The sequence below is a fragment of the Olleya namhaensis genome (assembly GCF_900114005.1).
Taxonomy (GTDB): Bacteria; Bacteroidota; Bacteroidia; order Flavobacteriales; family Flavobacteriaceae; genus Olleya; species Olleya namhaensis.
In genome coordinates this window covers 256653-271613 of sequence record NZ_FORM01000002.1, presented here as the reverse complement: position 1 = coordinate 271613, position 14961 = coordinate 256653, and the positions used below count along the sequence as shown (strand labels likewise).

The 14961-nt window shown below is 31.9% G+C and carries 14 protein-coding genes; 12 read left to right on the top strand and 2 right to left on the bottom strand.

What is annotated here, in order from left to right; all coding sequences use genetic code 11:
* Nucleotides 1-57: 57 nt before the first annotated feature.
* From epsC to BMZ09_RS04275, 4 genes are all read left to right on the top strand, one after another.
* Nucleotides 58-795 carry a serine O-acetyltransferase EpsC gene (epsC, locus tag BMZ09_RS04290; protein WP_090837821.1) on the top strand — a complete coding sequence of 246 codons (738 nt, stop codon included), beginning with the start codon at nt 58-60 and terminating at the stop codon, nt 793-795.
* Between the two features lie 3 nt (nt 796-798).
* On the top strand, nt 799-1677 hold the full coding sequence (gene cysM / locus BMZ09_RS04285) for a cysteine synthase CysM (protein ID WP_090837820.1): 879 nt from the start codon (nt 799-801) through the stop codon (nt 1675-1677).
* A 70-nt stretch (nt 1678-1747) separates the two neighbouring features.
* The gene (locus BMZ09_RS04280) at nt 1748-2839 is read left to right on the top strand and encodes an acyloxyacyl hydrolase (RefSeq protein WP_090837817.1); all 1092 of its coding nucleotides are present in this window, start codon (nt 1748-1750) and stop codon (nt 2837-2839) included.
* Between the two features lie 67 nt (nt 2840-2906).
* Nucleotides 2907-3650 carry a head GIN domain-containing protein gene (locus BMZ09_RS04275; protein WP_090837815.1) on the top strand — a complete coding sequence of 248 codons (744 nt, stop codon included), beginning with the start codon at nt 2907-2909 and terminating at the stop codon, nt 3648-3650.
* Between the two features lies 1 nt (nt 3651).
* Here BMZ09_RS04275 and gldA read toward each other — a convergent pair whose 3' ends face one another.
* Nucleotides 3652-4545, bottom strand: a complete 894-nt coding sequence (gene gldA, locus BMZ09_RS04270) for a gliding motility-associated ABC transporter ATP-binding subunit GldA (protein ID WP_090837814.1) — start codon at nt 4543-4545, stop codon at nt 3652-3654.
* Between the two features lie 341 nt (nt 4546-4886).
* On the opposite strand from gldA, the gene BMZ09_RS04265 reads away from it, so the two are divergent.
* Genes BMZ09_RS04265 through BMZ09_RS04250 form a run of 4 tightly spaced genes read left to right on the top strand, consistent with a single transcriptional unit; the run spans nt 4887 to nt 8831 of the window.
* A complete protein-coding gene (locus BMZ09_RS04265) occupies nt 4887-5714 on the top strand; it encodes a prephenate dehydratase (RefSeq protein WP_090837812.1) in 828 nt (275 codons plus the stop codon).
* Nucleotides 5711-6853 carry a pyridoxal phosphate-dependent aminotransferase gene (locus BMZ09_RS04260; protein ID WP_090837810.1) on the top strand — a complete coding sequence of 381 codons (1143 nt, stop codon included), beginning with the start codon at nt 5711-5713 and terminating at the stop codon, nt 6851-6853. Before BMZ09_RS04265 ends, BMZ09_RS04260 begins: the two co-directional genes overlap by 4 nt.
* Nucleotides 6853-7704 carry a prephenate dehydrogenase gene (locus BMZ09_RS04255; RefSeq protein WP_090838333.1) on the top strand — a complete coding sequence of 284 codons (852 nt, stop codon included), beginning with the start codon at nt 6853-6855 and terminating at the stop codon, nt 7702-7704. Before BMZ09_RS04260 ends, BMZ09_RS04255 begins: the two co-directional genes overlap by 1 nt.
* 44 nt (nt 7705-7748) lie before the next feature.
* Nucleotides 7749-8831, top strand: coding sequence for a bifunctional 3-deoxy-7-phosphoheptulonate synthase/chorismate mutase type II (locus BMZ09_RS04250; RefSeq protein WP_090837809.1), 1083 nt, complete (start codon nt 7749-7751; stop codon nt 8829-8831).
* 56 nt (nt 8832-8887) lie between these two features.
* Here BMZ09_RS04250 and BMZ09_RS04245 read toward each other — a convergent pair whose 3' ends face one another.
* Nucleotides 8888-9367, bottom strand: a complete 480-nt coding sequence (locus tag BMZ09_RS04245) for a hypothetical protein (protein ID WP_090837807.1) — start codon at nt 9365-9367, stop codon at nt 8888-8890.
* A gap of 113 nt (nt 9368-9480) precedes the next feature.
* Here BMZ09_RS04245 and rsgA point away from each other — a divergent pair, with 113 nt between their 5' ends.
* The 4 genes from rsgA (at nt 9481) to BMZ09_RS04225 (ending at nt 14945) form a co-directional block, all read left to right on the top strand.
* A complete protein-coding gene (gene rsgA, locus BMZ09_RS04240; RefSeq protein ID WP_090837805.1) occupies nt 9481-10431 on the top strand; it encodes a ribosome small subunit-dependent GTPase A in 951 nt (316 codons plus the stop codon).
* Nucleotides 10432-10884, top strand: a complete 453-nt coding sequence (dtd, locus tag BMZ09_RS04235) for a D-aminoacyl-tRNA deacylase (protein WP_090837803.1) — start codon at nt 10432-10434, stop codon at nt 10882-10884.
* Between the two features lie 178 nt (nt 10885-11062).
* Nucleotides 11063-12931 (top strand): DUF3857 domain-containing protein, encoded by a 1869-nt coding sequence (locus tag BMZ09_RS04230; protein ID WP_090838331.1) that lies wholly within the window; start codon nt 11063-11065, stop codon nt 12929-12931.
* 4 nt (nt 12932-12935) lie between these two features.
* The gene (locus tag BMZ09_RS04225; protein WP_090837801.1) at nt 12936-14945 is read left to right on the top strand and encodes a DUF3857 domain-containing protein; all 2010 of its coding nucleotides are present in this window, start codon (nt 12936-12938) and stop codon (nt 14943-14945) included.
* The last annotated feature ends 16 nt before the right edge of the window (nt 14946-14961 follow it).

The following is a 14961-nucleotide window of genomic DNA, read 5'->3' as shown; positions in this document are numbered from 1 at the left end:
TTAGCCAGTGCCCATTATTAATGTAGAGTAGTAGCTAAAAGTATTAAATAATATAGTATGCAAAAAGAATTGCAAATTCCATTTAGGTTTAAAGAAAAGGTAGAAGATTTAGCAAAAGAATTGTTTTATTGTGCTTTAGAAGTTTCAGATAATCAAGAACAGCTTTTAGAAGATTTAAAGGCAGACTTTTTTTATGTGTCAAAAGCACTAGATTGCGGTGTTTGTAATACAAAATGGGGGCAGTTTAAAACGGATATAAAAACCTTAAAATCTAAATTGCAATTAGATGCAGAAGCAGCTTATAATAGTGATCCTGCAGCAAAAAGTGTAAAAGAAGTGTACTTAGCGTATCCGGGATTTTATGCGATTGCCATGTATCGTATAAGTCATATATTATGGCTATTAGAAATCCCTATTTTACCAAGAATGATTTCGGAATATGCACATGGTATAACAGGTACAGATATTCATCCTGGAGCAACTATTGGAGCCTCATTTTTTATAGATCATGCAACGGGAGTTGTAATCGGAGAAACTGCTGTTATACATAATAATGTTATTATTTACCAAGGGGTAACTTTAGGTGGTATAACTGTAGAAAAAGCATTGAAAAACACAAAACGACATCCAACAATACATGATAACGTAACTATTTATGCTAATGCGACCATATTAGGTGGTGATGTTGTTATTGGAAAAGGGTGTATAATTGGTGCCAATGTTTGGATTACAAAGTCTATACCGGAGAATGCATTGGTTACTTACAAGTCAGATATAAAAATAACTAATAGATAAGTTATGAGTGTTTTAAAGCAAATAGGAAATACACCGTTAGTAGAGTCTACAAATTTAGTTTCTAAGCCTAACGTCAAATTATTTCTAAAACTAGAAGGTAATAACCCTGGCGGAAGTGTAAAAGACAGACCTGCTTATAATATGATTGCCGAAGCTGTAAAACGAGGTGACATAAAAAAAGGGGGACATATCGTAGAAGCTACAAGTGGTAATACAGGTATTGCACTAGCTTATGTTGCAAGTTTATTTGGGATTAATATCTCTTTGGTAATGCCAGAAAATGCAACAATAGAACGTGTTAAAACAATGCGTGCTTATGGTGCAGAGGTAGTATTGACAAGTGCAGATAAGGGAATAGAAGGTGCTAGAGATGTTGCTTTTAATATGAGAGACCAAAAAGGGTATTTATTATTAAATCAATTTGAAAATAATGACAATTGGAAAGCACATTATAAAACCACAGGGCCTGAAATTTGGAGAGATACCAACGGGACAATAACTCATTTTGTCTCAGCAATGGGAACCACAGGAACCATAATGGGTAACTCTACATATCTAAAAGAAAAAAACAGTAATATCCAGATTATTGGTGCACAACCAATGGATGGTTCTAGGATACCAGGAATAAGAAAATGGTCTCCAGATTACGTGCCAAGTATTTTTGATGCCTCTAAAGTTGATCAAATAGTAGAAGTTAGTCAGGACGAAGCTATTGCTATGACAAGACGTTTGGCAAAGGAAGAAGGTATTCTTGCAGGTATGAGTAGTGGTGGCTCTGTAGCGACTGCTTTAAAATTAATTGAAACCTTAGATGAAGGTGTTGTTGTTGCTATTATTTGTGACCGTGGCGATCGTTACTTGTCTTCAAGTTTATTCGAATAGTAATTCTGTAATAACTACGCTACACTTTATTTAAATTAGTTACTTTTGTGCCCTAACTTTCAGTATTTAAATGAAGTATTATTTTAGTTGTTTACTCTTGATTTTTGGAGTGTTTGCTTTGGCTCAAGAAGAAAAAAATCCGTTTACATTAGATCTTAACCTTTTTTATGGAAACATAGCGGAGCATAATAGTGATATTTCACATTTAATAAAAGGGCATCCTACAGGATTTATTTTAAGTTATAATCAAAAAACATTTGGTAAAAAAACTTGGGAAAGTAGATTTAACTACCCAGATTATGGGGCTTCAGTTATTTATCAAGATTTAAAAAACGAAACTTTAGGAAATAATTTTGGTGTTTATGCGCACTATAATTTTTACTTTTTCAATCGTAACTTAATGTTTAGGATTGGTCAGGGTTTAGCATATAATACTAATCCATATGACAAAGTAGATAATTACCGTAACAACGCTTTTGGTACAGCCATATTAAGTAGTACTTATTTAATGCTTAATTATAAAAAGGAAAACCTATTTAAAGGTTTTGGGTTGCAAACGGGTTTGACTTTAATACATTATTCCAATGCTAACGTAAAGGCACCTAACAGTTCTATAAATAGTATCGCTTTTAATTTAGGAGTAAATTATATTTTTGATTCAGAAAACACCACGGAATTTATCGAGCATGTAGACGAAGCATTTACAGAGAAAGTAAAGTATAACTTTGCTTTAAGAACAGGAGTTAACGAGAGCGATATTATTAATTCGGGGCAGTATGCATTTTATGTGGTTTCTGCTTATGCGGATAAACGTTTAAATCATAAAAGTGCGATTCAAGCAGGTACAGATGTATTTTTCTCTAATTTTTTGAAAACTCATATTAGATATAAATCTGTTGCTTTTCCGGAAGATAATGTGTCAGGAGATGAGGATTATAAACGAGTTGGAGTATTTGTAGGACACGAATTGTTTATTAGTAAAACATCATTAATAACCCAGTTAGGTTACTATGTGTATTATCCTTTTGATTTTGAAGGACGTGTTTATAATAGAATAGGTTTAAAACGTTATTTTGGAAATAAAATGTACGGTGCATTAACCTTAAAGTCACATGGTGCAAAAGCAGAGGCAGTTGAATTTGGAATTGGAATACGTCTGTAATTTGTTATTTCGCGCTTGACGCGGAAACTTTTTAAAATTTAAAACATACCGCTTACGCGGAAATTATATGAAAAAAATATTACTTATTTTAACTACAGTTTTTCTGTTAGGGTGCAATTCGGAAAATGCTCCAGATTGTTTTCAAAGTGCAGGAGATATCATTCAGCAGGACATTGAAGTTGATTTGTTTACTAAAATATTAGTTTACCAAAATGTAGAGTTGTTTGTTGAACAAGGATTAACTCAAAAGGTGGTTTTAGAAACAGGCGAAAACTTGCTGAATGACACACAAGTTTATGTTGAGAATGGACAATTAATTTTAAAAGATAACAACGGATGTAATTTGACAAGAGATTACGGTGTTACTAAAGTTTATGTTACGACACCAAATCTAATTGAAATAAGAAATAGCAGTGCTTTTGATGTAAATAGTATTGGTATGCTAAACTTCCCTGAATTAAGGTTGTTGTCAGAAGATTATAATGGAGAATACTATAATGTGGGTAATTTTAATTTAGAAGTTACTTGTACTAATTTATCAGTGGTAATTAATAATGTAACTACAAATATCATTTCTGGAACGACTGAAAATTTAAATATAAATCACGCATCTGGAGATGGTCGTTTTGAAGGTCGTAATTTAATAGCACAAAATGTTACCATTTACCACAGAGGAAGTAATGATATTATAGTTAATCCTCAGGTTAGCTTAATAGCTAATTTGGTTAGTACAGGAGATGTTATAGCTGTAAATACACCATCAACAGTTACAAAATCAGAACTATTTGATGGACGAGTAATTTTTGAGTAACTTAACTAGTTAGCTCTTGAAATAAAGTTTCTAAACTCGCGTTTTTCTGATTAAGCTGAAGAATCTTAAGTTCGTTATCATGTGCAAAATCAAACACGTTACTGCGCATATCTTCAGAGGTTTCAAAAGTGATTTCGTAAATAAAATCATGTGTATTTTTCACCTTTTTAGCATTTGGTAATCTAAGTAAAAAAGCATCTTCTACTCTGTAGTCAAACTCGACAACAACAATTTGTGCTTGTCCATCGCGTAAGTCTTTTAGTTTTTTATTGGCAACAATTTCACCTTTATTAATAATAATCACACGATCACACATAGCTTCTACTTCTTGCATAATATGTGTTGATAAAAATACAGTTTTGTCTTTTCCTAAATTTTTAATTAGGTTTCTGATATCAATTAATTGATTTGGATCTAAGCCGGTTGTGGGTTCGTCTAAAATTAAAACCTCTGGATTGTGCAGTAAAGCATTTGCTAGGCCAACACGTTGTCTGTATCCTTTACTTAGTTGTCCAATAGTTTTATGTGCTTCTGGTGTTAATCCTGTTAATTTAATAACCTCTTCAATACGTGTTTTGTCAACATTATAGACGCTGGCATTAAAGCTTAGGTACTCTCGTACATATTGTTCTAAATACAAAGGATTATGCTCAGGTAAATAGCCTACACTTTTCTGTACGTTTTTGGTGTCTGTTAAAATATCGTGGCCATTAACAGCCGCTTCACCTTCGGTAGGACTAATATATGTGGTTAAAATCTTCATCATTGTAGACTTTCCGGCACCATTAGGCCCTAAAAAACCAACAATTTCGGGACGATCGATTTCAAAAGAAATATTATTTAAAGCTTTCTGTGAGCCGTAAACTTTAGTGATGTTTTCAACTTTAATAGACATACTTGTAATGTTTACTCAAAAATAGACATTCTGTAATTTAAACCACACATTATTAATAAATCTTTAAATCTTTACTAAAAAGCACAAAAATAGATGCTTAGTGTTTTGTTATATCATTTTATTATTTACTTTAGCAGTATTATTACAAACATGAGCACAATAAACACTACATATTTCAGCTGGTATTATTTCTTTTTTAACAAAAGGAACGAGACACTGTATATGTAATTTTACAACATATATTTTTTAAAAAGTCTCGATATATATCGAGACTTTTTTTGTTTTTATAGGTCATGATTGTGTAAAAAAAGAATGAGGTAAATCAGTAAATAAATAATAATTTGATAAAATCAGTAGCCATACAAGGTATAAAAGGATCGTTTCATCACATTGTGTCTCAAAATTATTTTAAGACTCCTGTTAGTATAGCGCCATTTATGTCTTTTGATCAAACGGTAGATAGTGTTCTTAAAAAGGAGACGGATGCAGCTATAATGGCTATTGAGAATTCAATTGCAGGTTCTATTATTCCTAATTACGCATTAATAGATGCTAATAATTTGCACATTGTTGGCGAGTATTATTTGGATATTCAGCATAATTTAATGGCGCTTCCCAATCAAAAGATAGAGGACATTACAGAAGTGTATTCTCATCCTATGGCGTTGTTACAATGTAAAGCCTTTTTTAAACAATATCCTCATATTAAACTTATAGAAGATAAGGATACTGCTGAGGTTGCGGAGCGTATCCATAAAAAACAATTAAAAAATACTGGGGCTATTGCTAGTGCTTTAGCTGCAGAGATATTTGAGTTAGATATTTTAGCAAAAAGTATTCAGACGATTAAGCATAACGAAACCCGTTTTGTTATTGTAAAAGAAGATAATTCTGAAATCGCTGAAGCGGAAATAAATAAAGCATCTATCAAATTTGAATTAGATCATAAAAGAGGAAGTTTAGCAACCATTTTGAATGTTATGAGTGATTGCAAATTAAACTTAACAAAAATACAGTCTTTACCAATAATTGAAACTCCTTGGAAATATGCCTTTTTTGTAGATGTTACATTTCAGGATTATCAAGATTTTAAAAAAGCCAAATCTATAATGGATATTATGGCCACACATTTTAAGGTTATTGGTCAATATAAAAATGCGAAAATATAATGAAAGTAGCTAATAGATTACATAGTGTAGAGGAATACTACTTTTCTAAAAAATTAAAGGAGGTCAATGCTTTAAAAGCAGCAGGAAAACCTATCATTAATTTAGGAATTGGAAGCCCAGATTTACAACCATCAAAACAAGTTGTTGCAGCGTTAACAGCAGGTTTGTTAGATGCTAATGCGCATAAGTATCAAAGTTATCAAGGCTTACCAGAGTTTAGGCAAGCTATTGCGGATTTTTATAAAGCACATTATAACGTATCAATTAATCCAGATGCAGAAGTGTTACCATTAATGGGAAGCAAAGAGGGAATTATGCATATATCTATGGCTTTTTTAAATGAAGGTGATAGCGTATTAATTCCTAATCCAGGATATCCAACGTATGCAGCTGTGACTAAATTAGTGCAAGCTAATCCTATCACTTATAATTTAGATCAAAGCAATAATTGGTTGCCTAATTTAGAGGAGATTGAAACCTTAGATTTAAGTAACGTTAAGATTATGTGGACCAGTTATCCGCATATGCCAACAGGTGCTAAAGCGTCTAAAACGGATTTGAAAAAGTTAGTCGATTTTGCTAAAAAGCATGATATTTTACTAGTAAATGATAATCCTTATAGTTTTATTTTAAATAATAATCCATTAAGTATTTTAAATGTTGAAGGTGCAAAGGATGTTTGTTTGGAGCTAAATTCTCTAAGTAAAACTTTTAATATGGCTGGTTGGAGAATTGGAATGGTTTTAGGAAGTCCAGAACATATAAATGCAATTTTAAAAGTAAAAAGTAATATGGATTCTGGTATGTTTTACGGGATTCAAAAAGGAGCAATAGCTGCATTAAATAGTCCGCAAGAGTGGTTTGATAGTTTAAATACGGTATACACAACACGTCGTGAATTAGTTTGGCAGTTAGCAGATAAATTAAACTGTACCTATGATAAAGAAGCTTCAGGTTTATTTGTTTGGGCAAAAGCACCAGAAGGTTACAAATCAGAAACATTTATAGATACTTTGTTACACGATAAAAGTCTATTTATAACACCAGGGACAGTTTTTGGAACACAAGGCGAAGGGTATGTAAGATTTTCGTTATGTGCAACAGTAGAACAAATAGAAGAAGCAATAGCAAGAGTATGATACAAAATATATACATAATTGGTGTTGGATTAATTGGCGGTAGCTTGGCTTTGGACATAAAAAATAAACGTCCTGAAGTTAAAGTTTATGGTATTGATAAATCCGAAGACCACATAAATCAAGCTTTAGAGCTTGGTGTTATTGATCATAAAGCCACTTTTGAAGATTTAGATAAGGCAGATTTAGTAGTATTAGCTATTCCTGTGGATGCTTCTGTTAGTGTTTTGCCCGATGTGCTTGATAAAATATCAGATTTTACGTTAGTTGCTGATGTTGGTTCGACTAAGTCTGATATCTGCAAAGTGGTAGCGAACCATCCAAGACGACGCAATTTTTTAGCAATGCATCCTATTGCAGGAACTGAGTTTTCAGGACCAAAAGCAGCAATCAGAGATTTGTTTAATCAAAAGACAAATATTATTTGCGAAGTAGAAAAAACAGCCTTCAAGCTACAAGAAAAAGCAGTCGGTTTGTTTACGGAAATAGGAATGCGTATGCGTTATATGAATCCAGAATCTCATGATAAACATATTGCTTATGTGTCGCATTTATCACATATTAGTGCATTTATGTTAGGGAAAACGGTCATTGAAAAAGAAAAAAACGAGCGTGATATTTTTGATATGGCGGGTTCGGGATTTGAAAGTACAGTAAGATTAGCAAAAAGTAGTCCCGCTATGTGGACTCCTATTTTTAAACAGAATAAAACTAATGTAGTCGAAACATTAGAGGATTACATCGCTAATTTAACACAGTTTAAAAACCTTATAGAAAACGATGATTTTGAAGGTGTCTTTAACGAAATGAAAGACACCAATTACATCAAACAAATATTAAACGGAATACAATAAATAGTAACATTCTATAAAATTTTATAGGATTAGATAAGAAGATTATGGAAAACAAAAAAGAAATGAGAAACTGGTTGGATGACATGAAGTTAGATCATCCATTAGTAATCGCTGGACCATGTAGTGCAGAGACAGAAGAGCAAGTATTAAAAATAGCGCACGAGCTAAAAGATACGGATGTTAGCTATTTTAGAGCAGGTATATGGAAACCACGTACTAGACCAGGAATGTTTGAAGGTGTTGGTGCTTTAGGTTTGAATTGGCTTAAAAAAGTAAAAGAAGAAACAGGTATGAAAACCTGTACAGAAGTTGCTAATGCGGCACACGTAAAATTAGCTATAGAAAATGATGTTGACTTACTTTGGATTGGAGCACGATCTACAGTTAGTCCATTTATCATGCAAGAATTAGCAGATGCATTGGCAGGAACAGATAAAATTGTATTAGTTAAAAATCCAGTAAATCCAGATTTAGCCTTATGGTTAGGTGGTATTGAAAGATTATATACTGCGGGTATTAAAAACTTAGGAGCAATCCATAGAGGGTTTTCTACTTACGAAAAAACGAAGTATAGAAACATTCCAGAATGGCAAATTGCTATTGAGTTTCAAAACAGATTTCCAGATTTACCATTAATAAACGATCCATCGCATATTACTGGAAAACGTGATATGGTTTTTGATGTTTCTCAAACTGCATTAGATTTAAATTTTGATGGTTTAATGATTGAAACTCATACAGATCCTGATAATGCATGGAGTGATGCGGCACAGCAAGTAACACCTGCATCTTTAATTCAAATGATGGTAGATTTAAAGATTAGAAAAGAATCTGATCCAGAAGCAGAATACAATCAGGAATTAACTAACCTAAGAGCGCAAATTGATGTTGTGGATAATCAGATTATCGAAGCTTTAGGTAAACGTATGAAAATTGCTGATGGAATAGGAGGTCTTAAAAAACAGAAAAACGTTGCAGTTTTACAAAGTAAACGTTGGAACGAGATTTTAGGAAAAATGGTTTTAGAAGGTGAGTCTAAAGGTCTAAGTGAAGAGTTTATCTTAAAAATGTTTAAGGCTATTCATCAAGAGTCTATTAATCATCAAGAAAAAATTATAAAAGGATAATTTTAGTTTTGAATATAAAAAAAAAGCCTCTTAAATTTAAGAGGCTTTTTTGTGTTTTAAAGTGTTCGTTTAAACGTATATCTTGTAATAAAAATACCTTTACCATCACCTTTTCCTCCTTCACTTTCAACACCAGTATTAATAAAGGCTAATTCCCATCCTTGGGCAACCATGTCGTTAACTTTTGAAGTCATAACAGCATCGTTAGCAGCTATATTTTGAAATCTAATTCCACCTAAATTATAAAAGTTTAATAGCTTAGTTTCGTCATAATTTTTAACTCTGATTTCACTTCTTTTAGATTTGTTTTTTTCATCAGAATCTTTATCGTCAGAGCGCACAGTTGTATATTCTTTGTAATCTTTAGTCTCATTTGCAGATATCATTCTAGAACGACCTAAGCCATTAGGTACTATAGATTCTACAACAGTTACAACTTTATACTCTACCTGAACTCTATTGTCAGATTTAGTAATAAAAGAGAAAGAAATAAAGCCAACTATGGCTAAAGCGATAAATAAATAGTTTTTTTTCATAATATGTGTTTAGATTAAGATACGAAGTTAATAAAAAAAATAAACAGACCAAGGATGCCATTTGATACTGATTTTTGTTGGTTGAGACCATAATAATTTTCATATTTGTAATAATGACAGGACGCGTATATAAATCTACAGGAAGCTGGTACACAGTAAAGACCGAATTAGGTCAAACTTACGAGTGCAGAATAAAAGGTAAGTTTAGACTTAAAGGTATTAAAAGTACAAATCCAATTGCGGTTGGAGATTTTGTAGACTTTGAATTGGATACAAAATCAGATAAAGAAACAGGGGTTATTGACAAAATTCACGATAGACAAAACTATATTGTGCGTAAGTCTGTAAACCTGTCTAAGCAAACGCATATAATTGCTTCAAATATTGATTTAGTCTTTTTATTGGTCACGATAGACAATCCACCAACATTTACAAGTTTTATTGATCGCTTTTTAGTTACTGCGGAAGCTTATGATATAAAAGCAGTTTTGTTATTTAATAAAATTGATACTTATGATCAAGATACTTTGGATGAGGTTAGATACCTGGCTCATGTATACAGACATATTGGTTATGAGTGTATTGGTATTTCGGCGAAGACCGGAAAAAATCTAGACCAAGTTAAGGCGCTAATGGAGGGCAAGGTTAGTATGTTTACAGGACATTCTGGTGTTGGAAAATCTACATTAGTTAATGCAATAGAGCCTACTTTGGATCTAAAAACAAAAGCAATATCATCACAACATATGCAAGGTCAACACACCACAACATTTGCAGAGATGTTTGATTTAAGTTTTGATGCACGAATTATTGACACGCCCGGTATAAAAGGGTTTGGAATAGTCGATATGGAAAAGGAAGAAATTGGAGATTATTATCCCGAATTTTTTGCTTTAAAACAAGACTGTAAATTTAATAACTGTTTGCATATAGAAGAACCTAAATGTGCGGTTAAAGAGGCATTAGAAAAAGATGAAATTGCAGCATCACGATACAAAAGTTATGTGCAACTTATTGAAGGGGATGATGAACATTACAGAACCGATATTTGGGAAAAAGAATAAATGAAAGCAGTTATCCAGCGTGTTAGTAAAGCTAGCGTTACCATTGAAGATAAAAAGGTAGCTAATATTGATATTGGATTACTGGTTTTACTTGGTATTGTTGCAGAGGATACGGAAGAAGACATTAAATGGTTGGTCAATAAAATTGCTAATTGTCGTATTTTTAATGATGATAATCAAGTCATGAATTTATCGCTTATAGACTCCAAAGGTGATATTATTGTTGTTAGTCAATTTACACTACACGCAAGCACAAAAAAAGGTAACAGGCCAAGTTATATAAAAGCAGCAAGACCTGATGTGGCAATACCATTGTATGAGGCGTTTGTTAAATCAATACAATTAGTTTTAGGGAAGCCCGTTCAAACCGGTCAATTTGGTGCAGACATGAAAGTCGAACTGGTAAATGACGGTCCAGTGACAATAATTATGGACTCTAAAAATAAAGCGTAATCTTCTGATTTTTCATGCATAGTTCCTGTTTTTGTTGAATAAATTAAAATGTAGGATATTTATTACTGTTTTTGTTTTAATTAGTACCGAACAGTTTTCGTTTTTATCATAATATGTCTATATTGTTGGCTAATTAGATGTAATGCCTACAAACACATTCTTAAAAAGTATACTATGTATGCTTTTCTTTTCAGTCAACGTATTTTCTCAAGATAGTTACCAAGCTATAGTTTTAAACCCTGATTTACAATCAAACGCAAATGCTATAGTACGATCTAGTACAATAGATGTCAGTATTGAAGCAAGGGATAAAATAGTTATTACAGAGCAACGCGTTGTTACTGTTTTAAACGAAAGAGGTCAAAGACATGTTGGAGCGGTCGTATATTATGATCAGTCAAAGTCCATCAAAACATTAGAGGCAGTAGTTTTTAATGCTTTTGGAAAAGAAATTAAAAAGTTCAAGAAAAAAGATTTTATAGATGTTAGTGTTGCTGACGGTGTATCTATTTTTACAGATAACAGAGCGCGTTATATCGACTACACACCTGTGTCTTATCCATACACTGTAGTGTTTAATTTAGAAGTGATATCCTCTAATACTGCTTTTATACCTCAGTGGTTTCCTATTGATGACTATTACTTAAGTGTAGAAAAAGCATCGTATAAAATACAAAATCAAACAGACATACCTTTAGATTTTAAAGCCAGCAACTTAGAAGCGTTTAAAATTGAAAAAATGTCCGACTATAATTATCAAGCCAATAATCTATCAGCGATAAAAAGAGAGGCTTATAGCCCGTCGTTTTATAGCGTGGCACCTTCCGTTAAATTTGCGCTTAAACAATTTAGTATGCTAGGTGTTGAAGGGGATAATAATAGTTGGAGTGATTTTGGTAAATGGATGAGTGATAAGCTAATTGATGGTACTCAAGAACTTCCAGAAATTGTTAAGGTAGAAATTAAAGCACTTACCCAAAATGCAAAAACAGATTTAGAAAAGGCTAAGATTGTATATCAGTTTATGCAAAATAAAACACGTTATATAAGTGTGCAAGTCGGGATTGGAGGTTGGAAGCCTATGCTTGCAAGTGATGTGGATAGATTAGGATATGGAGATTGTAAAGGGTTATCCAATTATACAAAAGCGCTTTTGGATGAGGTTGGAGTTACCTCTTTTTATACAATTGTTTATGGAGGACAAGATGTGCGGAGTATAGATGCATCGTTTTCATCTTTACAAGGTAATCATGCAATACTGTCAATACCCGACAACAATGGTTATATCACTTTAGAGTGCACTAGCCAGTCCACGCCTTTTGGTTACAATGCTAACTTTACAGATGACAGAGACGTTTTAATTGTTACGCCATCCGGAGGTGAAATAGTTCATACAAAAGTATACAGCACAAATGAAAACAGTCAGGTAATTAACTCCAATATTATATTAGATAGTTTAGGAGGGTTTAAAGCCAAGTTAAATATTACTTCTAAAGGGACGCAATACGATAAATACAGACGTATTGAAGTCCAAACAGAAAAAGAAAACAAGCTATATTACAAGGATAATTTTTCGGATATAAATAACCTACAAGTAAATAATATGCTTTTTAACAATGATAAAGATAATATTGTTTTTAAAGAAGATTTAGACCTACAAGTAGACAAGTATGTAACTAAAGCTGGAGATAGGTGGTTAATGCAACCTAACTTTTTTAATAAATTTAAAACAGCACCGCCAAGATATAAAAACAGAAAATTGCCTTTTGAGATTGATAGAGGTTTTGTGGACGAAGATCAATATCAAATTACGTTACCAGAGAATGTTAAAGTAGAAGCATTACAGGACGATGTAGTAATAAAAAATAAGTTTGGAGAATATCACTATTCAATAAAACAAACAGATGACAAAAATTTAGTATTCAAAAGAAAAATTATTATAAATAAAGGTCAGTTTTCTAAAGAAGATTATAGTGCTTTTAGAAAATTTAGACTCGCTATTGTTAAACACGATAAATCAAAAATAGTATTAACCACTACTAATTAAATAAATGAAAAAATTAATCATCCTTGCGTTTATGTTTATGTCCGTTGTAGGACAATCACAAAATTTTAAATTTGGAAAAATCAGTAAAGAAGAATTAAAAGAAACCAGTCACCCAAATTATCCTGAGGCAAATGCAGTAGTGTTGTTTAAAAAACAATATACAAGTTTTCCTTTTTCAGAAGAAAATGGATTTGAACAAGAAACTGAATATTATGAGCGTATAAAAATTTATAATAAAGAAGGTTATGATTGGGCTACGAAAAGAATTGAGTTATATAACGAGAACAGTTCTATGAGTCAAAATTTAATTGGTCTAAAAGGTTATACTTATAAACTTGTAAATGGTAAAATTGAAAAAAGTAAGCTCAAAAATGAAAATATTTTCAAAGAAGATAATAATAAATATTGGAGTTCTAAGACTTTTACAATGCCTGGTTTGGCAGAGGGTTGCATTATAGAATTTGAGTACAAAGTAAAATCTACTTTTTTATCAATAGACGATGTTGTTTTGCAATATGATATTCCTATTAAAAAAATTGAGATAGATATTATAACCCCTGAATATTTCAACTACAATAAGTTTGTTAGCCCGAGAGCTTCTTTTTTGCCAAAAATTGAAGAGTCAAAAAAAGATAGAAAAGAAACGGTAGTAAGTAAAGTAAGAACAGGTTTTTATGTTCCAAAATCAACGGTTAATAGCTCTAGTTTTGTTTTTAAAGAGAATGTAGTCAAAATATATATGGAAGATTTACCAGCTTTGGTCGACGAGCCATTTACAGATAATATAGATAATTACAGAGCTAAGGTGGCATTTGAATATGCTTTTTATAAAGGGCCAGATGGAACAATAAAAAATTATGCTACTAATTGGGATAAAGTAATTAGCAATATTTATAATAATGAAGATTTTGGTGGGCAGCTTAGTAAAAGTAATTATTTTGAAGACGATGTTAACAACTTGATTAAAACTGTGGCTACAGACTCAGAGAAAATTCAACTAATTTTTGACTTTGTAAAAACTAAAATTAAGAAAAATGATTTTATAGGTTATACCTCAGAAAATGGTGTTAAAAACGCATATAAAGATGGTTCTGGTAATACAGCAGATATTAATTTAATGCTAATTGCTATGTTGAGATATGCTAAAATAAAAGCTAATCCAGTACTGTTAAGTACAAGAAATAATGGTGTGCCATTATTTCCAACTAGAACTGGATTTAACTATGTTGTTTGCGCTGTCGAAACTCAGGATCAATTACTGCTTTTAGATGCTACAGAGCAGCATACAAAGCCTAATATCTTACCTGTAAAGGCTATTAATTGGCAAGGACGATTAATCAGAGAAGATGGGACCTCTACATGGGTTAGTTTAAATCCAAAAAGCACTTCAAAAAAAGTAGTGTCAATAAGTATTAATTTGGATGAAAACCTTTCTGCTAAAGGGAAAATAAGACAGTTTTTTACTAATTATCAGGCCTATAATTACAGAAAAAACTTTTATAATAAAAGTAAAGAGGATTTGATAGCATATAAGGAAAGAGAAAACCCCGGACTTGTTGTAATTGAGTTGGATACAAAAAACGTGAAATCAAAAACTAAACCTGTATCAGAAACGTATGATTTTACTTTTGAGGAAGCAGCTGAAAAAATAGGAGATAATATTTATGTCTCACCACTATTATTTTTAAATAAAGAAGAAAATCCTTTTACTCAAGATGTTAGAGGTTATCCTATAGATTTTATATATCCTACATCAGAAAAGCAAACCGTCACTATTATAATACCGGAGGGGTATAAGGTTGAGTCACTCCCAGAAAGTACTAAACTAAATTTTAATGATACATCCGCTAGTTTTTCATATTTAATAAAGCAAACGGGTAATACTATCCAATTATCTAAAAATTTAGAGATAATCAAAACGATTATTTTGCCTGAGTCTTACTCAGATTTTAAAAGTTTTTATCAATTTATGGTTGAAAAAAACTTAGAAAAAATAGTGCTAAAAAAAATATAGGACTGACGTTGTCATT

Coding starts and splice junctions, on each gene's coding strand:
- BMZ09_RS04245 (WP_090837807.1), bottom strand. CDS start 9,367: ATGAAAAAAAACTATTTATTTATCGCTTTAGCCATAGTTGGCTTTATT.
- BMZ09_RS04280 (WP_090837817.1), top strand. CDS start 1,748: ATGAAGTATTATTTTAGTTGTTTACTCTTGATTTTTGGAGTGTTTGCT.
- gldA (WP_090837814.1), bottom strand. CDS start 4,545: ATGTCTATTAAAGTTGAAAACATCACTAAAGTTTACGGCTCACAGAAA.
- BMZ09_RS04250 (WP_090837809.1), top strand. CDS start 7,749: ATGGAAAACAAAAAAGAAATGAGAAACTGGTTGGATGACATGAAGTTA.
- BMZ09_RS04230 (WP_090838331.1), top strand. CDS start 11,063: ATGCTTTTCTTTTCAGTCAACGTATTTTCTCAAGATAGTTACCAAGCT.
- BMZ09_RS04225 (WP_090837801.1), top strand. CDS start 12,936: ATGAAAAAATTAATCATCCTTGCGTTTATGTTTATGTCCGTTGTAGGA.
- dtd (WP_090837803.1), top strand. CDS start 10,432: ATGAAAGCAGTTATCCAGCGTGTTAGTAAAGCTAGCGTTACCATTGAA.
- rsgA (WP_090837805.1), top strand. CDS start 9,481: ATGACAGGACGCGTATATAAATCTACAGGAAGCTGGTACACAGTAAAG.
- BMZ09_RS04275 (WP_090837815.1), top strand. CDS start 2,907: ATGAAAAAAATATTACTTATTTTAACTACAGTTTTTCTGTTAGGGTGC.
- epsC (WP_090837821.1), top strand. CDS start 58: ATGCAAAAAGAATTGCAAATTCCATTTAGGTTTAAAGAAAAGGTAGAA.
- cysM (WP_090837820.1), top strand. CDS start 799: ATGAGTGTTTTAAAGCAAATAGGAAATACACCGTTAGTAGAGTCTACA.